Origin of the sequence: Streptomyces sp. NPDC102462 (assembly GCF_044765425.1) — a bacterium.
Classification (GTDB): Bacteria; Actinomycetota; Actinomycetes; order Streptomycetales; family Streptomycetaceae; genus Streptomyces.
Genome location: NZ_JBIWKB010000018.1, coordinates 68447 through 87001, shown reverse-complemented (window position 1 = coordinate 87001; position 18555 = coordinate 68447). Strand labels below are relative to the sequence as shown.

Annotated in this window: 16 protein-coding genes and 1 pseudogene; 6 read left to right on the top strand and 11 right to left on the bottom strand. The window is 72.0% G+C overall.

The annotated features are described in order from the left end of the window. Positions 1-22 precede the first annotated feature (22 nt). Both ACIRFL_RS17945 and ACIRFL_RS17940 read left to right on the top strand, forming a co-directional pair. Positions 23-1009 (top strand): ABC transporter ATP-binding protein, encoded by a 987-nt coding sequence (locus tag ACIRFL_RS17945; RefSeq protein WP_404029369.1) that lies wholly within the window; start codon positions 23-25, stop codon positions 1007-1009. Continuing rightward, on the top strand, positions 996-1913 hold the full coding sequence (locus tag ACIRFL_RS17940) for an ABC transporter permease (protein ID WP_404029367.1): 918 nt from the start codon (positions 996-998) through the stop codon (positions 1911-1913). The genes ACIRFL_RS17945 and ACIRFL_RS17940 overlap by 14 nt, the downstream gene beginning before the upstream one ends. On the opposite strand, the gene ACIRFL_RS17935 is transcribed toward ACIRFL_RS17940, so the two are convergent. Then, the gene (locus tag ACIRFL_RS17935; RefSeq protein ID WP_404029365.1) at positions 1903-2538 is read right to left on the bottom strand and encodes a flavodoxin family protein; all 636 of its coding nucleotides are present in this window, start codon (positions 2536-2538) and stop codon (positions 1903-1905) included. The genes ACIRFL_RS17940 and ACIRFL_RS17935 overlap by 11 nt on opposite strands. 287 nt (positions 2539-2825) lie before the next feature. Here ACIRFL_RS17935 and ACIRFL_RS17930 point away from each other — a divergent pair, with 287 nt between their 5' ends. Continuing rightward, positions 2826-4403 carry a tetratricopeptide repeat protein gene (locus ACIRFL_RS17930; protein WP_404029363.1) on the top strand — a complete coding sequence of 526 codons (1578 nt, stop codon included), beginning with the start codon at positions 2826-2828 and terminating at the stop codon, positions 4401-4403. A gap of 22 nt (positions 4404-4425) precedes the next feature. Here the strand turns inward: ACIRFL_RS17930 and ACIRFL_RS17925 are convergent, their stop codons facing one another. Together ACIRFL_RS17925 and ACIRFL_RS17920 are read right to left on the bottom strand one after the other, a co-directional pair. Further along, positions 4426-4902, bottom strand: a complete 477-nt coding sequence (locus ACIRFL_RS17925; RefSeq protein ID WP_404029361.1) for a VOC family protein — start codon at positions 4900-4902, stop codon at positions 4426-4428. A gap of 58 nt (positions 4903-4960) precedes the next feature. Continuing rightward, entirely contained in the window at positions 4961-5587 is a 627-nt protein-coding gene (locus tag ACIRFL_RS17920; protein WP_404029359.1) for a TetR/AcrR family transcriptional regulator, read from the bottom strand. Positions 5588-5682: 95 nt separating this feature from the next. On the opposite strand from ACIRFL_RS17920, the gene ACIRFL_RS17915 reads away from it, so the two are divergent. Beyond that, positions 5683-6618 (top strand): SDR family oxidoreductase, encoded by a 936-nt coding sequence (locus ACIRFL_RS17915; RefSeq protein WP_404029357.1) that lies wholly within the window; start codon positions 5683-5685, stop codon positions 6616-6618. A 100-nt stretch (positions 6619-6718) separates the two neighbouring features. Here the strand turns inward: ACIRFL_RS17915 and ACIRFL_RS17910 are convergent, their stop codons facing one another. After that, positions 6719-7159: a winged helix-turn-helix transcriptional regulator gene (locus ACIRFL_RS17910; protein WP_404029355.1), complete on the bottom strand. Its 441-nt coding sequence runs from the start codon at positions 7157-7159 to the stop codon at positions 6719-6721. Between the two features lie 8 nt (positions 7160-7167). Here ACIRFL_RS17910 and ACIRFL_RS17905 point away from each other — a divergent pair. Beyond that, positions 7168-8433 (top strand): annotated as a pseudogene (locus tag ACIRFL_RS17905) (MFS transporter); the annotation flags it as partial. An 80-nt stretch (positions 8434-8513) separates the two neighbouring features. Here the strand turns inward: ACIRFL_RS17905 and rarD are convergent. Together rarD and ACIRFL_RS17895 are read right to left on the bottom strand one after the other, a co-directional pair. Next, positions 8514-9530: an EamA family transporter RarD gene (rarD, locus tag ACIRFL_RS17900; protein WP_404029353.1), complete on the bottom strand. Its 1017-nt coding sequence runs from the start codon at positions 9528-9530 to the stop codon at positions 8514-8516. 152 nt (positions 9531-9682) lie between these two features. Continuing rightward, positions 9683-10537 carry an SDR family oxidoreductase gene (locus tag ACIRFL_RS17895; RefSeq protein ID WP_404029351.1) on the bottom strand — a complete coding sequence of 285 codons (855 nt, stop codon included), beginning with the start codon at positions 10535-10537 and terminating at the stop codon, positions 9683-9685. Between the two features lie 92 nt (positions 10538-10629). Here ACIRFL_RS17895 and ACIRFL_RS17890 point away from each other — a divergent pair, with 92 nt between their 5' ends. Further along, positions 10630-11052 carry a winged helix-turn-helix transcriptional regulator gene (locus ACIRFL_RS17890; protein ID WP_404029349.1) on the top strand — a complete coding sequence of 141 codons (423 nt, stop codon included), beginning with the start codon at positions 10630-10632 and terminating at the stop codon, positions 11050-11052. A 186-nt stretch (positions 11053-11238) separates the two neighbouring features. Here the strand turns inward: ACIRFL_RS17890 and ACIRFL_RS17885 are convergent, their stop codons facing one another. From ACIRFL_RS17885 to ACIRFL_RS17865, 5 genes are all read right to left on the bottom strand, one after another. Beyond that, entirely contained in the window at positions 11239-12318 is a 1080-nt protein-coding gene (locus tag ACIRFL_RS17885) for a 2-oxoacid:ferredoxin oxidoreductase subunit beta (protein WP_404029347.1), read from the bottom strand. Then, positions 12311-14239: a 2-oxoacid:acceptor oxidoreductase subunit alpha gene (locus tag ACIRFL_RS17880; protein WP_404029345.1), complete on the bottom strand. Its 1929-nt coding sequence runs from the start codon at positions 14237-14239 to the stop codon at positions 12311-12313. The genes ACIRFL_RS17885 and ACIRFL_RS17880 overlap by 8 nt, the downstream gene beginning before the upstream one ends. 303 nt (positions 14240-14542) lie before the next feature. Beyond that, the gene (locus ACIRFL_RS17875) at positions 14543-15202 is read right to left on the bottom strand and encodes a LuxR C-terminal-related transcriptional regulator (protein ID WP_404029473.1); all 660 of its coding nucleotides are present in this window, start codon (positions 15200-15202) and stop codon (positions 14543-14545) included. A gap of 468 nt (positions 15203-15670) precedes the next feature. Beyond that, entirely contained in the window at positions 15671-17008 is a 1338-nt protein-coding gene (locus ACIRFL_RS17870) for a sensor histidine kinase (protein WP_404029471.1), read from the bottom strand. 232 nt (positions 17009-17240) lie between these two features. Continuing rightward, entirely contained in the window at positions 17241-18434 is a 1194-nt protein-coding gene (locus ACIRFL_RS17865; protein ID WP_404029343.1) for a sensor histidine kinase, read from the bottom strand. Positions 18435-18555: the final 121 nt, after the last annotated feature.

The following is an 18555-nucleotide window of genomic DNA, read 5'->3' as shown; positions in this document are numbered from 1 at the left end:
GCACGATGAATCGAGGGAGCCGATGGACGAACCGTCCACCACGGGGCGAAGGACGACGCGGGAGCCGGAGGACGCGGGGCCGAGCGTCATCGACACCCGCGGCCTGACCAAGCGCTACCGCGGCGGACAGCTCGCCGTCGACGGTCTCGACCTGACGGTCCCGGCGGGCAGCGTCTTCGGCTTCCTCGGTCCGAACGGCTCGGGCAAGACCACCACCATCCGCATGCTGATGGGACTCATCGAGCCCACCTCCGGCACCGCGCGGGTACTCGGGCGGCCCATGCCCCGCTCGGCGCGCGCGGTGCTGCCGCAGGTGGGCGCGCTCATCGAGGGCCCCGCCCTGTACGGCTTCCTCTCCGGCCGGGACAACCTCATACGCTACGACGCCGCCGATCCGACCGCCGACCCGCGCACCCGCCGGGCCCGGGTCGCCGCCGCCCTTGACCGGGTGGGCCTGGCCGCCGCCGCGGGCAAGAAGGCCAGGGCGTACTCGCTGGGCATGAAGCAGCGGCTCGGGCTGGCCGCCGCGCTGCTCCAGCCGCGCAGGCTCCTGGTCCTGGACGAGCCGACCAACGGGCTCGACCCGCAGGGCATGCGCGAAATCCGTTCGCTGGTCCGGGAGCTGGCGTCCGACGGCACGACCGTCTTCCTCTCCTCCCATCTCCTCGACGAGATCGAGCAGGTGTGCACGCACGCGGCGGTGATGGCGCAGGGCCGGCTCATCACCCAGGGCGCGGTGGCGGACCTGGCCGCCGGGGCGCGCGGCCGGCTGGTCGTGACCACGCCGGACACCGGGGACGCGGCCCGGGTGCTCAAGGAGCGGGGCGTGGGCGATGTCGTGGTCGCCGAGGACCGGGTGACCGCGGAGCCCCCGGAGGGCGAACTCGCCGACCTGAACGCCGCGTTGGTGTCGGCCGGAGTCCGTGTCCGCGGCTTCGGGGTGGAACGGGCATCGCTGGAGGACGCGTTCGTGGCGCTGACCGGAGAGGGGTTCGATGTCACAGGTTGACGCCGGGGCGGACGAGTCCACGGTCGCCGTGCCGGCGGCCGGGCCCGGGGCGGGACGCGCCCCGAACCCGCTGTGGACCTTCGGGTTCCTGCGCAGCGAACTGCTCACCACCTTCCGGCGCTGGCGCACGCTCGCACTGCTGGGCGTGCTGGCCGCGGTGCCGATCCTGGTCGGTATCGCCGTCAAGATCGAGACGCGGGACGGTTCATCGGTCGGCGCAGGCGGCGGCGAGGGGCCGGCGTTCATCACGCAGATCACCAACAACGGCCTGTTCCTGGTGTTCACCGCGCTGGCCGCGACGCTCCCGTTCTTCCTTCCGATGGCGATCGGGGTCGTCGCGGGCGACGCGATCGCCGGCGAGGCCAACGCCGGAACCCTTCGCTATCTCCTGGTGGCCCCGGCGGGCCGCACCCGTCTGCTGCTCACCAAGTACGCGACGACGATGGCGTTCTGCCTGGTGGCCACGCTGGTGGTGGCGGTCTCGGCGCTGGCCGTCGGGGCGCTGCTGTTTCCGCTGGGCGATCTGACGACCATCTCCGGCACGCGGATAGGTTTCGCCGACGGCCTGGCGCGTGCGCTGCTGATCGCCCTGGTCGTGGCCGCGTCGTTGATCGGTCTTGCCGCCCTCGGGCTGTTCGTCTCCACCCTGACCAACAGCGGGATCGCGGCGATGGCCACCACGGTGGGGCTGCTGATCACCGTTCAGATCCTCGACCAGATACCGCAACTGCACGCGATCCAGCCGTACTTCTTCTCGCACTACTGGCTGTCCTTCGCCGACCTGATGCGCGACCCGGTCTACTGGGACGATCTGGTCAGGAACCTCGGGTTGCAGGGGCTGTACGCGGTGGTGTTCGGCTCGGCGGCCTGGGCGCGGTTCACGACGAAGGACATCACCGCGTAAGGGCGCCCTCCTTACGGGGCCGGGGCGCCTGGACGGCCGCCTCCGTCTCGTGCGGGAAGTGGGCGAGCGGCGCCTCCTGTGCGAAGAAGGTCTTCGCGCGGGTCAGCGCCTCCGCGTCCTTGAGGACGTCGCCCTGCGCGCTGCCGCAGCCGAGCAGGACGCCGCCGAAGCGCATCTTCATGTATGCGGCCGAGTTGTTGAGCGTGCCGATCAGCGGGGCGGCGACATCGGGTTCGCGGGCCGCGAGCACGGTGACGCCCCAGAGGGTGCGTCCGGCCAGGGTCGCCTTGAAGTCGATGCCGGGGGTGCGCAGCCAGCCGGACCAGTAGTCCAGGTAGCGCTTGGTCGGGCCGGACACCGAGTACCAGTACAGCGGCGAGGCGATCACGATGTCCGTGGCGGCGAGGGTGGCGTCCAGGAGCCGGCCGGTGGTGGTGTCGGAGGGCGGCCGCACATGGTCGCTGTCGTGGCGCAGGTCGGTGAACTCGGGCAGCGGGTGGTCGAGCAGGCGGATCCACTCCTGCTCGACGTCCACGGGCAACTGCTCGGCGGCCCTGTGGGTGAGCAGTTCGGTGTTGCCGTCGAGACGGCTGCTGCCCAGCACGAACAGAAAACGGCGGGTCATCGATCCCCCAGATGATCGGCACGCGAGGAATACAGGCTTGCGCATTATATGCACGCGCAAGGATGTTTCGTCGAGTGTGCGGGGAGCGTGCTGGGCGGGGGCTGCCGGGGCCGTGGGGAGGGCCCGCTGAAGCGGGTCGTCGGCCGGACCGTCGTGTTGCCGCGGCCGGGAGGGCTCCTGGTGCGAGTCTGTGACGTCGCGGTGACGCGGAATCGGTGGTGAGCGGCGACACTCGACAGTACGCATGGGTACGACCGGATCGTGACGCCGGGGGAGTGAGGGGGCAGATGTCTCGACTCAGCCGCGAGGAGAAGCGGGAAGAACGGCGCGGCGCGGGTCCGGCGGAACCGGTGGACGTCCGCGTCTCGGCCGCGGGCGAGGCGACCGTCGACGGCGTACCCCTTGCCGCAGCCCCCGGCCGGGAGATCCAGCATGCCGTCCTGGACCACCTCCACCGCCTGGCCCGCACGCTCGGCCACCCCGTACGGGCGGCGATCCACGACGCCCGCGTCGGCTACGTGGTCCCCCTCCAGGTCGACACCGACGGCGCCAGCCGCTTCACGGCCGACCCGGCCAAGATGACTCCGCAGACCAAGGCGGGGGCGCAGGCGCCGGGGAAGTCCGGGGCGGCTTCGGAGCCCGGGCTGCCGGAAGAGCCGGAAGAGCCGGAAGGGCAGGAGGAGCCGGCGGAGCCGGCCGACGGTTCGGGCGAGCCGGCCGACGGCTTCTCCTCGGGCTCCGGTCATGGCTCCGCCGCCGCCGAACGGCCGCCGTATCGCGACAGGCCCACCCACTTTCTGCGGCCCGTCGCCGAACCGGTACGGGAGGCCGCTCCGACGTACCCGCTGCGGGCGCTATCTGAGCCGACGCCGCCCGCGCAGCCCCCGCTACCGGAGTCGACGCCACACGCGCAGGCTGCGGTCACGTTCGCACCCGGGCTGGTGGCGGATGTCGCTCCCGGCACGGTCCGGCCCCCCACCGGCGTCTTCGGACCGCCCCCGGTCATGCCCGGCCACCCGTCCCGCCCGGCGGACCCGCCTCACCTCACGGACCCGCCTCACCTCGCGGAGCCGCCTCACCTCGCGGAGCCGCGGCCTACGGAGCCGCCGCGTCCCGCCGAGGTGTCCCCGCCTGCCGGACCGAGCACGGCCGCGGTGCTGAAGCAGCCGGGGGCACCCGGGGTGGACGGTGTGTCCGGTTCCGCGCCGGACTGGGTGGCCGACGCGGCCGTTTCGGGGGCGAGTTCCGCCTTCGTGCTCAGCGTTCCCGAGTCACCCCGCACCACCCCCCGGCCGCACGCCGCCGAGGTTCCCGCCGGGGCCGATCCCGATCCCAGGCCCACGCCGGCCCGCGGGTTCGATGCCGTGGCCGAGGCCGTGCTCGGAGACGGGGACGGAGAGGGCGTCGGGGCCGTGTTCGGGGAGGCGACCGCGCGGATCAACGAGGCCGTCAGGGCGGGGCGGATCGACACGGCGGCCGAGCTGGCGAAGCGCACCGTCGAGGAGGCCGCAGCCCACCTGGGGCCCGATCACCCCGAAGTGCTCCGGCTGCGCGAACTGACCGCCTACATCGCCTACTTGTCCGGCGATCCGCTGCACGCCTTCCGGTTGTCGCTGGACCTCGCCCGGCTCCGCCGCGGCAGCCGGGACCCCGAGGGGGCCTACGGCAACGTCCAGAGCGCGGTGGCGGCCTGGCGCGCCGTACGCGACCCCGAGCAGGGACTCAGTCTCGGCCGTGACCTGATCGCCCTGTGGACGGAACTCACCGCCGAGGACGGTCCGGCGGCCGACGACATCGAGCAACTGGAGTCCGCCCGCGCCCGCATGGTCCGCCTGACCGAACGCGCTGCCCGGGCGGCCGACTAGGCCGGCCGGGATCCGCCGCCCGTCACTGGACGCAGAACTCGTTGCCCTCCGGGTCCGTCATCACCACCCACTCCCCGCCGTTCTCCCGCACCCGCCGCAGCACCCGCGCGCCCAGCCGCTCCAGTCGCCCGACCTCGTCCTCGCGTCCGCCCGCGCCCGCGTGCACGTCGATGTGGAGCCGGTTCTTGCCGGACTTCGATTCCGGGACCCGCTGGAACAGCAGCCGCCGCCCCAGCCCGGTACCGCTGTCCTCGTCGTACGGATCGTCGGGATGCCGTACGGCGATCAGGTCCCGGAAGGCGGGGCGGCCGTGGTGCTCGACGGTCGCCGCGCCGGGCAGCGCGCCCAGCCCGAGCAGCCGTTCGACGAGCGCGCTGTTGTCCTCGACCTCGTAGTGCAGCGCGGCGGCCCAGAAGTCGGCTTGCGCGTGCGGGTCGGCCGCGTCGATGACCAGTTTCCAGTGGAGCGGGACGGGGACCGGTGCGGATGTCTGCGTCATACGGTCACTTATAGCCGACGCCACTGACAGTCCCACCGGACGCCGGCGGGCCCCCGGCTCAACGTGGTCGTGCGCGTGCGGCGGGCCGCGCTCCGGGTTCCAGCGTGGCGAGGAAGCTCTCGGCCGCGTCCTGGACCCGGTCACGGTCGCCGGTGGCGAGCAGGTCGAGCAGCAGCCCGCGGATCGTGGCGATCACCAGGGTGGCCGTGCGCGTCGCGGTCACCGGGTCGGTGTCCGGTCCCTGCGCGGCACACAGGGCGCTCATCCAGTCGGCCACCACGTGCTCAAGGAAGTCCGCGAACTGCTGCGGTGCTTGGAGGGCGCGTCCGTAGGCCGCGAAGAACAGCCGGAACTCCGCGCCCCGTCGCGGGTCGGAGGTCCGCGTCCACACCCAGCGCGCGGCCGTCGCCAGATCGGGCCTCGCGCCGAGCGCGTCGCTGGCCGCGAGGATGCGCTCCCGCAGGCGTGCGAGGACCGCCTGGAGCATCTGCTCCTTGGTGCCGAAGCGATGCACCAGTGTCGTGGTGGAGACTCCGACGGCGGCGGCGACGGGCCGCCACGACAGCTCGGAGAAGCCGTGCTCGACCGTGTAGTCGACCACCGCGTCGAGCAGTTCGGCACGTCTTTGGTGGTCGATGGGCCGCCCCGCCATCACTGCCTCCGGGTGCTGGTCGCGCCTTGACATTTCTAGAACGATCGTACAAAGAATAGTGCCTGGCTTCAAGGGTCGCCCGCCGCGGATCCGCCCGGCAGGCGCCGCCCGTCATCTGGAGGTTCCCCATGCACGTTTTCGTCACCGGAGCGTCGGGCTGGGTCGGCCGCGGGCTCGTCCCCGAACTGACCGCCGCCGGCCACACGGTCACCGCACTCGCCCGCTCCGACGCCGCGGCCCGGGCCCTGCGGGCCGCGGGAGCCGAGGTCCGTCCGGGATCGCTCGACGACCTCGACACCCTGCGCTCGGCCGCCGCCTCGTCCGACGGCGTCGTCCACCTGGCCTTCAAGCACGACATCGCCTTCGCCGGTGACTACGCCGGAGCCACCGACGCCGACCGTGCGGCGATCGACGCCTTCGGTGAGGCCCTTGCGGGCACCGGCAAGCCGTTCGTCATCGCGTCCGGCATCCTCGGTGTGCTCGGGCTCCCGCCGGGAGCCGTGGCCACCGAACGCGACGGGCTGGCGGCCGACACCGGCGAGCGCGAGGGGCCGATCAGCGGTGGGGGCGGGCGGATGGCCAACGCCCACCGCGCCCTCGCGCTCGCCGACCACGGGGTCCGGTCCTCCGTCGTGCGGCTTCCGCCGGCCACGCACGGCAACGGCGACAACGGGTTCATCCCGACCCTGGTCGGCTTCGCGCGCGACAAGGGCGCCGCGGCCTACGTCGGCGACGGCAGCAACCGCTGGCCCGCGGTCCACCGCGACGACGCCGCGCTCCTGTTCCGGCTCGCGCTGGAGTCCGCGCCGGCCGGTTCGGTGCTGCACGCGGTCGGCGACGAGGGCGTGCCGATCCGCGAGGTCGCCGAGGTCTTCGCCGCCCGTCTCGGTGTTCCCGCCGTCTCCGTCGCCCCCGAGCAGGTCGCGGAGTACGTGGGCTGGCTCAGCGGCTTCTGGGGAGTCGACGGTCCCGCCTCGGCGGCGATCACCCGCGACCTGCTCGGTTGGCGGCCGACCCGTCCAGGGCTGATCGCCGACCTGAAGGCGGGCCACTACTTCGCCTGAAGCACCCCGGGGCCGGAGAACGAGCCGGATACGACCTGCCCGTCGGCCGCGCGCCCGCCCAGCGGGGTCCGACCGGCGTGGCCGAGGACGCCGGGCGGGTTCAGTGGGTGGTGGTCTGCTGGACGCGGGTGTCGTAGGCCGTGCGGGCCGCCGCGATCTCCTCCTGGTGGTCCTCGGTCCAGGTCACCAGGGACCGGATGGTGGCGTGCAGGGTCCCGCCGAGCGGGGTCAGCTCGTACTCGACCCGCGGCGGCACCACCGGATGGACGGTGCGTTCGACCAGTCCGTCCCGTTCCAGCTGGCGCAGCGTCACCGTCAGCATGCGCTGGCTGACCCCGTCGATCTCCCGCCGCAGCTCGGTGAAGCGCAGCCGCCGGTTGTCCAGCAGCGCGATGACGAGGAGCGACCACTTGTCGGCGACCCGGTCGAGGATCTGCCGGACCTGGCAGTCCTCCCGGGTGTCCCACTGGAAGGGGTCGGCGTCGCCGTAGTCCACGGTGCTCGCGCAGTTACTCGGTGACTTAGAAGTGCCTTCTTCCATACCTGTCGATGCTGCCCCAGGCTGGATCCCGGTTACAAGAGGGAACCGACCCACAAGGGGGAACCGACCCTCGATCCGGTAACCGCACCCCCCTTGCTCCCCGTCCTAGGAGTGTTCTCATGGGCACCCGTGCCTGGGCCCTGCTGCTCGTGCTGTGCGGAACGATCTTCCTGGAGGGCATCGACATCGCCATGATGGCCGTGGCGATCCCCGCGATCCGCGCCGACCTCGGCCTCGCCACCGACACCGCGGCCTGGGTGATGAGCGCCTACGTCCTCGGCTACGCCGGTTTCACCCTGCTCGGCGGGCGCGCGGCCGACCTGCTCGGCCGCCGCCGGATGTTCCTGCTCTGGCTGATCGTGCTCGTCGCGTTCTCCGGCCTCGGCGGACTCGCGACGGCGGGCTGGATGCTGGTCGTGGCACGGTTCGCCACCGGTGTCTCGGCCGCGTTCATGACACCGGCCGCGCTCTCCCTCATCACCACCTCCTACGAGCAGGGCCCGCGGCGCGACAAGGCCCTGCTGGTCTTCGCCGGCACGGCCGCGGGCGGTTTCTCGCTCGGCCTGGTCATCGGCGGTCTGCTCACCCAACTCGGCTGGCGCTGGGTGTTCTTCGCCCCGGTGCTGCTGGCCGCCGCGCTGCTGCTCGCGGCCGTGCGGCTGATCCCGGCGCAGGCCGCCCCGCCGTTCCGGCTCCGCGGCTTCGACCTGCCCGGCGCGATCACGGCCGCCGCCGCGATGCTGCTCGCCGCCTACGCCGTCGTACGCCTCGAACACGGCCTCGACGGCTGGCCGTCGACCGCCTCGGCGGCCGTCGCCGCGATGCTGCTGGCCGCCGCCTTCCTCGCGATCGAGCGGCGTTCCGCGCAGCCGCTGGTGAGGCTCGGCATCCTGTGCAACGGCCCGGTCGTACGCGCCGACCTGGGGGCACTGCTGTTCGTCGGCGCCTTCTTCGGCTTCCAGTTCGTGCTCACGCTCTACCTACAGGAACTGCGCGGCTGGTCGTCCCTGCGGACGGCGCTCGCGCTCGTCGTCATGGGCTGCGACGCCGTCCTCGCCCCGACCCTCACCCCGAAACTGGTCGCCCGCTACGGCAACGCCCGCGTGATCGTCGGCGGCTTCCTGCTGGCCGTGCTCGCCTACGGGCTGTTTCTGCCGGTCGGCCCGGACTGGCCGTACCTGGCGATGTTCCCCACGTTGATCATCGCGGGTATGGCCTTCGCGCTGGCCTACGGGCCGCTGACGATCGCCGCGACGGACGGGGTCGCCGAGCAGGAGCAGGGCCTGGCGGGCGGGCTGCTGCACACCTCGACCCAGTTCGGTTCGGCGATCGGGATCTCGGCGGTGACCGCGGTCTACGGCCTGGCGGCCTCCGGATCCGGCCCGGGTCCCGAGGCGACGCTCTCCGCCTTCCGGGCGGCGCTCGCCGTACCGGTCGTCATGGTCCTGCTGGGCACGGCGCTCTCGCTGGCGACCGTGCGGGCCGTGCGGGCCGCGCGCAGGGCGTCCCAGGTCAGCAGTGACAGCGCCAGCCACACCAGCGCGAACCCGGCCCAGCGCTCGGGCGGCATGGCCTCGTCGAAGTAGAGGACGCCCAGCAGGAACTGGAAGACGGGCGCCAGGTACTGCAGCAGCCCCAGCGTCGACAGCGGCACCCGTATCGCCGCCGCGCCGAAGCAGACGAGGGGGAGCGCGGTGACCACGCCGGTGGCGGCGAGCAGGGCCGCGTGCCCGGCGCCGTCACCGGTGAAGGTGGAGCCGCCGTGCGCGGTCAGCCACAGCAGATAGCCGAGCGCGGGCAGGAACTGGACCGCGGTCTCGGCGGCCAGCGACTCGATGCCGCCGAGGTTGACCTTCTTCTTCACCAGCCCGTATGTGGCGAAGGAGAAGGCGAGGCTCAGGGAGATCCACGGCGGGCGGCCGTACCCGACGGTCAGCACCAGCACCGCGGCGAAGCCGACCCCGACCGCCACCCACTGCGCGGGCCGCAGCCGCTCCTTCAGGATCAGCACGCCCATCGCGATGGTCACCAGGGGATTGATGAAGTACCCGAGGGACGCCTCGACCACGTGTCCGGCGTTCACGGCCCAGATGTAGACACCCCAGTTGACCGTGATCACCGCTGCCGCGACCGCGATGAGTCCGAGTCGGCGCGGCTGGCGCAGCAGTTCCCCGGCCCAGGCCCAGCGCCGCACGACGAGCAGCAGTACGCCGACGAAGACCAGGGACCACACCATCCGGTGGGCAAGGATCTCCAGCGCTCCGGCCGGCTTCAGCAGGGGCCAGAACAGCGGCACGAGCCCCCACATCCCGTAGGCCGCGAAGCCGTTCAGCAGACCTGTCCGCCGCTCACCCCTCGACTCGCCGGCCACGGGCCCCTCCCTCTCACGTCCTCGCGCGCGTGTTCGCCTGGACGAAGGTAACGCCGAGCGCCCCCGCCTGTCATACCCGTATTGGCATACGGTCATGACAGGGCAGGGGTGCTGGACCAGGGCCCGGGGCCCGGGGCTCGCGGTGCGGCCGGTCAGTCCTTGAGCGCGGCGGTCACGGCCTCCGCGATCGGGCTGGTCGGCCGCCCGGCCAGGCGGGACAGATCGCCGGTGGAGACGACCAGCTCGCCCTTGGCGATCGACGCGTCGACGCCGACGAGGATCGCGGCCATCGGCTCGGGCACCCCGGCGCCGGTCAGGATGCCCAGCAAGGTCTCGCCCGGCACGGAGTTGTAGGCGATCTCCTTGCCGGTCTGCCGGCTCAGCTCGGCCGCGTACTCCTCCAGGCTCCACGCCTCGTCGCCGCCCAGCTCGTACGTCTTGTTCTCGTGCCCCTCACCGGTGAGCACGGCGACGGCGGCGGCCGCGTAATCGGCGCGCGAGGCCGAGGAGATCCGGCCCTCGCCCGCCGCCGCGACGACGGCGTCGTGCGCCAGCACCGGGGCCAGGTTCTCCGTGTAGTTCTCGTGGTACCAGCCGTTGCGCAGCAGCGTGTAGGGCAGGCCGGAGGCCAGCAGCACCTGCTCGGTGGCCCGGTGGTCGTCGGCGAGGGCGGCCGTCAGGCTGCCGGGGGCGCTGGTGTAGGCGAGCAGGGCGACGCCGGCCGCCCTGGCGGCGTCGATGACGACGGTGTGCTGTTGGACCCGGCCCTTGTCGAACTCGTTGCCGGAGATCAGCAGCACCCTGTCGCCTGCGGCGAAGAGGCCGTCGAAGGTCTCGGGCCTGTTGTAGTCGGCCACGGCGATCCGCACGCCGCGGGCCGCGAAGTCGGCGGCCTTCGCCGCGTCGCGTACGACGGCGGTGATCTGCTCGGCCGGAACCTTCTCCAGCAACTGGTTGACGACGTGGCGGCCGAGGTGGCCGGTGGCTCCGGTGACGACGATGCTCATGGTGGAGAACTCCTAGTGGGGGTGCCTGTGTCGCTAACCCTAGGAGCGGCGCTAACCCTGGGAAAGTACCCACTTTGAAGTAAGGTACGGGTATGGGAGTTAGTGCTGTGGAGAAGACGGCCCGGGACGCCGGCGAGGCGATGTGCCCCTACCGCCTGGTCCTCGAACACGTCACCAGCCGCTGGGGCGTCCTCGTCCTGATCGAACTGCTGGACCGCCCCCACCGGTTCAGCGAGCTGCGCCGTGCGGTCGGGCGCTTCGGCCGGGGCGTCAGCGAGAAGATGCTCGCCCAGACCCTCCAGGTCCTGGAACGCGACGGGTTCGTGCACCGGGACGCCAAGCCGGTGATCCCGCCCCGGGTCGACTACTCGCTCACCCCGCTCGGCCGTGAGGCGGCCCACCAGGTCCGGACGCTGGCCCGGTGGACCGAGACCCGGATGGACCAGGTACGGGAGGCCCGGGACCGGTACGACGAGACAAAGCGGCCGGCACAACCCACCACACGAGACGCCTGACCGGCCTGGGGCGAGCTGCCTGGTCCAGCCGCTCGTGGGGAGGAGGCGTCGGCTGCTTGGGTTGTTGGGTGGCGGTCCTGGGCGTGGTGCGGGCGAGGGCCCGGGCGCTGTGGTGCGTCCGGGCCCTCGTTCTGCCACCCTGCCGTGCGGTCGGTCGCCGGCACCGGATCGGTCTGCCCGCGGCGGTCAGCCGATGACGGTCCAGGTGTCGTTGCCGGCCAGCAGGGCCGCGAGGTCGCCCTTGCCGTGCTGCTCGACGGCCGCGTCCAGCTGCTCGGCCATCCGCGTCTCGTACACCGGGCGCTCGACGCTGCGCAGCACGCCGATGGGCGTGTGGTGCAGGGTGTCCGGGTCGGCCAGCCGGGACAGGGCGAAAGCAGTGGCCGACGAGGCCGCGTGGGCGTCGTGGACGAGGATGCGGTCCTCGTTGTCGGGCGTCACGGTGACGATCTCCAGATCGCCGGTGAGCGGGTCGCGCACCACACCCCGGCCGCTGTCGGGCCCGAACCGGACCGGCTGCCCGTGCTCCAGGCGGATCACCGCCTCCTGGGCGCCGTGCTGGTCCTTGAGCGCGTCGAAGGCACCGTCGTTGAAGATGTTGCAGTTCTGGTAGATCTCCACCAGCGCGGTGCCCGGGTGGGCCGCGGCCTCCCGCAGCACGCCGGTGAGGTGCTTGCGGTCGGAGTCGATGGTCCGCGCCACGAACGACGCCTCCGCGCCGAGCGCCAGCGAGACCGGGTTGAACGGCGCGTCCAGGGAGCCCATCGGGGTCGACTTGGTGATCTTGCCGACCTCGGAGGTGGGGGAGTACTGGCCCTTGGTCAGACCGTAGATCCGGTTGTTGAACAGGAGGATCTTCAGGTTGACGTTGCGGCGCAGCGCGTGGATGAGGTGGTTGCCGCCGATCGACAGCGCGTCGCCGTCGCCCGTGACGACCCAGACGGACAGATCGCGCCGGGTGGCGGCCAGACCGGTCGCGATCGCGGGAGCGCGGCCGTGGATGGAGTGCATCCCGTAGGTGTTCATGTAGTACGGGAAGCGGGAGGAGCACCCGATGCCCGACACGAACACGATGTTCTCCCGGGCCAGCCCGAGTTCCGGCATGAAGCCCTGCACCGCCGCCAGGATCGCGTAGTCACCGCACCCCGGGCACCAGCGCACCTCCTGGTCCGACTTGAAGTCCTTCATCGACTGCCGGGCCCCGGCCTTCGGCACGAGCGAAAGCGCCTCGATCGTGTCCGTGCCGCTCGTGGACGTCTCAGCCATCGATGGCCTCCTTCAGCGCCGCGGCGAGCTGTTCCGCCTTGAACGGCATTCCGCTGACCTGGTTGTAGGAGCGGGCGTCGACCAGATACTTCGCCCGGATCAGCAGGGCGAGCTGCCCCAGGTTCATCTCCGGGACCAACACCTTCTCGTAACGTCTCAGCACCTCCCCGAGATTCCCCGGGAACGGGTTGAGATGGCGCAGATGGGCCTGTGCCACCGGCACCCCCTGAACCCGCAGCCGCCGCACCGCCGCGGTGATCGGCCCGTAGGTGGAACCCCAGCCCAGGACGAGGAGGCGCGCGCCGTCCGGATCGTCGACCTCGATGTCGGGCACCTCGATGCCGTCGACCTTCGCCTGCCGGGTGCGGACCATGAAGTCGTGGTTGGCCGGGTCGTAGGAGATGTTCCCCGTGCCGTCCTGCTTCTCGATGCCGCCGATGCGGTGCTCCAGACCCGGTGTGCCCGGAACGGCCCACGGGCGCGCGAGCGTCTCGGGGTCGCGCTTGTACGGCCAGAACACCTCGGTGCCGTCGTCCAGGGTGTGGTTGGGGCCCTGCGCGAACCGCACGCGCAGATCGGGCAGCTCCTCCAGCGCGGGGATACGCCACGGCTCGGAGCCGTTGGCCAGGTAGCCGTCGGACAGCAGCAGCACCGGCGTACGGTACGTCAGCGCGATCCGCGCCGCCTCCAGGGCCGCGTCGAAGCAGTCGGCCGGCGTACGCGGCGCGACGATCGGCACCGGGGCCTCGCCGTTGCGGCCGAACATCGCCTGCAACAGGTCGGCCTGCTCGGTCTTGGTCGGCAGACCGGTCGAGGGCCCGCCGCGCTGGATGTCGATCACCAGCAGCGGCAGCTCCAGCGAGACGGCGAGCCCGATGGTCTCGGACTTCAGCGCCACACCGGGGCCGCTCGTCGTCGTCACCGCCAGGGAGCCGCCGAAGGCCGCCCCGAGCGCGGCGCCGATGCCGGCGATCTCGTCCTCGGCCTGGAAGGTCCGCACACCGAAGTTCTTGTGCTTGGACAGCTCGTGCAGGATGTCCGAGGCCGGGGTGATCGGATACGAGCCGAGGAACAGCGGCAGGTCCGCCTGGCGGGAGGCGCTGACCAGGCCGTAGGCCAGGGCCAGGTTCCCGGAGATGTTGCGGTAGGTGCCCACGGGGAAGGCCTTCGCGGCCGGGGCGACCTCGTAGGAGACGGCGAAGTCCTCCGTGGTCTCGCCGAAGTTCCAGCCCGCGCGGAAGGCCGTCAGGTTGGCCTCGGCGATCTCCGGCTTCTTCGCGAACTTGGTCCGCAGGAACCTCTCCGTGCCCTCGGTCGGCCGGTGGTACATCCACGACAGCAGGCCCAGCGCGAACATGTTCTTGCTGCGCTCGGCCTCCTTGCGGGTGAGGTCGAAGTCCTTCAGCGCCTCCACCGTCAGCGTGGTCAGCGGCACCGGGTGCAGCCCGTAGCCGTCCAGCGAGCCGTCCTCCAGCGGGCTGGTGGCGTAGCCGACCTTCTGCATCGCCCGTTTGGTGAACTCGTCCGTGTTGACGATGATCTCCGCGCCGCGCGGCAGGTCGCCGATGTTCGCCTTCAGCGCCGCCGGATTCATCGCCACGAGGACGTTCGGCGCGTCGCCGGGCGTGAGGATGTCGTGGTCGGCGAAGTGCAGCTGGAACGACGAGACACCCGGCAGGGTGCCGGCGGGGGCCCGGATCTCCGCCGGGAAGTTCGGCAGCGTCGACAGGTCGTTGCCGAACGACGCCGTCTCCGAAGTGAACCGGTCACCCGTGAGCTGCATACCGTCACCCGAGTCGCCCGCGAACCGGATGACCACCCGTTCCAGACGCCGGACGTCCTTCGTACCGCCCGGTTTGCGCTGCTCTCCTACGACGGCACCGTCGGCCTGCTCCGCTGGGCTGCTGACCTGGCTGGTCACTGAACTGGACCTCCTTCGAGGCTGCTGTCCGGGCATGGTCGTCCCAGGGACCTTCCCAGGATCAACCCTACGTCGCTTAGGGTCGCCTTCCCGCGGCCATTCGCATGATGGACGGCATTCCGAGACGGCCCGTCGTCCTGACGTGTCACGCTGTCCCGCCCCCCGGCTCTCACGAAGACGCTCCCGGCTCGTTCCCCCGTTCTCACTTCCCGTTCTGGCACACGGCCATCCCGCATCCCGGGAAACACGACCGGGCGGCCCGCCGCCGGCGCCCTGTCAGGCCGGCCCGGTCAGGACAGGCCCTCACGAGTTCAGATAGGTGAGAACGGCCAGAACCCGCCGGTGGTCCCCCTCGCTCTGCGACAGGCCCAGCTTCAGGAAGATGTTGCTGACGTGCTTCTCCACGGCCCCGTCGCTGACCACCAGCTGCTTGGCGATCGCCGAGTTCGTCCGCCCCTCCGCCATCAGCCCCAGAACCTCCCGCTCCCGCGGCGTGAGCCCCGCGAGCACGTCCTGCTTGCGGCTGCGGCCGAGCAGCTGCGCGACGACCTCCGGGTCCAGGGCCGTACCGCCCCGCGCCACCCGCACCACCGCGTCCACGAACTCCCGCACCTCGGCGACCCGGTCCTTGAGCAGATATCCGACGCCGCGGCTGGAACCGGCCAGCAGTTCGGTGGCGTAGCGCTCCTCCACGTACTGCGACAGCACCAGCACCCCGAGGTCCGGGTGCGCCTTGCGCAGCCGTACGGCGGCCCGCACCCCCTCGTCCGTGTGCGTCGGCGGCATCCGCACGTCCGCGACCACCACGTCCGGCAGCGCACCCTGCGCCGCCAGGTCCGCAATGGTCTTGATCAGCGCCTCGGCGTCGCCGACACCGGCCACCACCTCGTGCCCACGGTCGGTCAGCAACCGGGTCAGGCCCTCTCTGAGCAGCACCGAATCCTCGGCGATGACCACCCGCACCCTGTCCTCCACGTCCTGCACGATCTTTTGGCCCCCCACAGCCCGAATCTCCGACGGTGCCCGTCCGTACGGAGGTCCAGCATTCCAGCAATCCCACCGCACCGCGCCCGCGGCATCGGAACAACGGCACGAAATACCGGCGCCGCACGAGCGGCACCGGAAGAGGGGACCGCGTCATGCCGGATCCGGTTGCCTGCCGCCTCGTGCCGCACGCGCGTGTGGTGCGGAGCCATGTGCTGCCGGGCTGTGTGCCGTGGACCCATGTGCGGGGGACCCATGTGCCGCGCGCCTGTGTGCCGCGGACTGTGAGCTTGCGGTCTGTGTGGTGAGTTCCTGTGTGCTGTGCGCCTGTGTGTTGTCGGCCTGTGGGGCGGCGTGCCCGTGTGTCGCGCAGTCGGCACGGCATGTCCGCGCGGCCCGGTCGCCACCCATGTCGGGCGGTGGCCGGGCCGCGTACGACGGCCGTGGTCAGCCACGCCAGGGCAGTTCCGCCGTCACCCGGGTCGGGCCGCCCGGCGGGGAATCCACCACCAGGACCCCGTCCACCGCGTCCAGCCGCTCCGCCAGCCCGGCCAGACCCGAACCCCCGGACACATCGGCTCCGCCCACCCCGTCGTCCACGACCTGCAGCATCAGCCGGTCGTCCGACCGCCAGACATCCACCGACGCCCAACTCGCCCGGGAATGCTTGCTGATGTTCTGCAGCAGCTCCGACACCGTGAAGTAGGCGATCCCCTCGATCGCCGGCGCGGGACGCTGCGTCAGGTCCACCTCTACCTGCACCGGCACGGTGCAGCGGGAGGCGACCGCGGAGAGGGCCGCGTCCAGACCGCGGTCCGTCAGCACGGCGGGATGGATACCGCGGGCCAGGTCCCGCAGCTCCTGGAGCGCCGTCTTCACCTCGCCGTGCGCGTCCTCCACCATCTGCGCCGCCGACTGCGGATCCTCGGCCAGCTTCTCCTTCGCCAGCCCCAGGTCCATGGCCAGCGCCACCAGCCGGGCCTGCGCCCCGTCGTGCAGGTCCCGTTCGATCCGCCGGAGGTCCGCCGCCGCCGTGTCGACCACCACACCCCGGTCCGACTCCAGCTCCACCACCCGCGCCGACAGCCGCGACGGCCCGAGCAGCCCGTGCACCAGCAGCCGGTCCACCATCGTCAGCGCCCGCACGATCCACGGCGTGGCCAGTGTGAACAGCAGCCCGACCAGCGCGGTGACGGTGATCTCGAAGGGGTTGTCGAGGTAGATCCGGTGGTGTTCGTCGCCGTAGAGCTGGATGCCGCCCTGCCCGCCGTATACCGGGAAGACCCAGAACCACAGCGGATACGTCACCAGCGACCAGCCGATCGCCCAGAAGTTCACCGCGACGACGAAGGAGAACAGCGCCCAGGGGAAGTGCAGCAGCGCGTACAGCACGTGCCGCCACGACGTGCCGCTCTTCAGGACCGCGCCCATCCAGGCCATGACGCCCGGCTTGCGCATCCGCAGCGGCTCCGGTTCGGCGACCTCCAGGCCGAGCAGTCCCCGCGCCCGTGCCCGCTCCAGCACGCCCAGACCGCGGCACCCCGCCAGCGCCCCCGCCAGGACCGGAATCCCGAGGAAGGTCACCAGCAGCCCCGCCCCGAGCGACACCATGGTCACCGCGTACGTGAACATCAGGATGCTGATCGGCAGGCTCAGCAGCACATAGCCGAACTCGCGCCAGCTGCGCGCCGCGAACGGCGCGCGCAGTGCGGCCGGCAGCCGGTGCCGGCCCGCACCGTCGTATTCGTACCGGTGCCCGTACCCCTGTCCGTACTCCGTGGCCATCGGCGTCGTCCCGTTCTCCTCGTCAGCGGCCTTCTGCCGTACCCCCACCCTCCTGCGCCGCGGGTCCGCGGACCATGGAGGCCGTCGGCATCTTGGACGGGGGGTTTTCCCCACCCCGGGCGGGCAGGTCTGCGTCCGGGGCCGCGAGTCCCTGCGGCCAGGAGGTCTCCCGTCCGGGTCCGTAGCCCCTCGCGGTCAGGAGGTTCCCGTCCAGGTCCGTAGCCCCTCGCCGTCAGGAGGTCTCCGTCCGGTCCCGCCAGGGCAGCTCGGCGGTGACCGTGGTCGGCCCGCCGACCGGGGAGTCGACCACGAACAGCCCGTCGACCGCGCCGAGCCGTTCCGCGAGCCCGCGCATCCCGCTGCCCGCGTCGAGCCGCGCCCCGCCCCGGCCGTCGTCCCGCACCTGGATGAGCAGCCGGTCCTCGGACCGCCAGACGTCGACGGACGCGGTCCGCGCACCGCTGTGCTTGCTGATGTTCTGCAGCAGCTCCGAGACCGTGAAGTAGGCGATGCCCTCGATCGCGGCGGCCGGTCTCGCCTCCAGGTCGGCGGTCACCTTCACCGGCACCGTGCAGCGGGAGGCCACCGAGGACAGCGCGGCGTCCAGGCCGCGGTCGGTGAGGACGGCCGGATGGATGCCCCGGGCCAGGTCGCGCAGCTCCTGGAGGGCGAGCTTCACCTCGCCGTGCGCCTCCTCGACCATCGCCGCGGCCGAGTCGGGATCCTCCAGAAGCTTCTCCTTCGCCAGGCCGAGCCCCATCGCCAGACTGACCAGCCGGGCCTGCGCCCCGTCGTGCAGGTCCCGCTCGATCCGCCGCAGGTCCGCCGCCGCGGTGTCCACCACGATCCCGCGGTCGGATTCCAGTTCGGCGATACGGCGCTCCAGTTCGTCGGAGGGCGACAGCAGTCCGCGCACCATCAGCCGGTCCACGTTCGCCATGCCCCGCGCGAGGAACGGCAGCACCGGCCAGAGCACGAACAGCGAGGTGAACGTGATGACGAAGGTGAGGATCCCCCAGGGCAGCCGGATGAAGTCGTACAACAGGGTCCGCCAGCCCACCGGGTCCTTCAGCGCCATCCACATCCTTTGCAGCAGCCCGCCGCCCCGGCCGCGCGGCAGCGGACTCGGCTCGTCCACCCGCACCCCGAGCAGCGCCCGGGCCCGCGCCCGTTCCAGCCTGCCCAGGCCCCGTGCGCCGAGCAGGGTGGCGGCGAGCAGCGGAAAACCGATCACGGTGAGGGTCAGCGCGCCACTGGTGACGAGCGCCGTGGTCGCGTAGGTGAAGCCGAGCAGCGCCACCGGCAGGTTCGCCAGGAGATGCGCGATCTCCTTCCAGGTGTGCGCGTCGAAGGCGAAACGGGCCGGCGGCAGACGGTCGTCACCGTCGGTCGCGGCCGTCCCGGCGGATGGCATGCGAGCGGTCATACGGGCTAGCGTGCCGTGTGGCGCGCCCCCGCGCCATGAGGTCCGCCGCCGCGGGACCCGGGGGAAAACCCCACCTTTCCGTCCGGCCCGCGGACCGGGGCGAGCGGAGTCTGTGACGGGC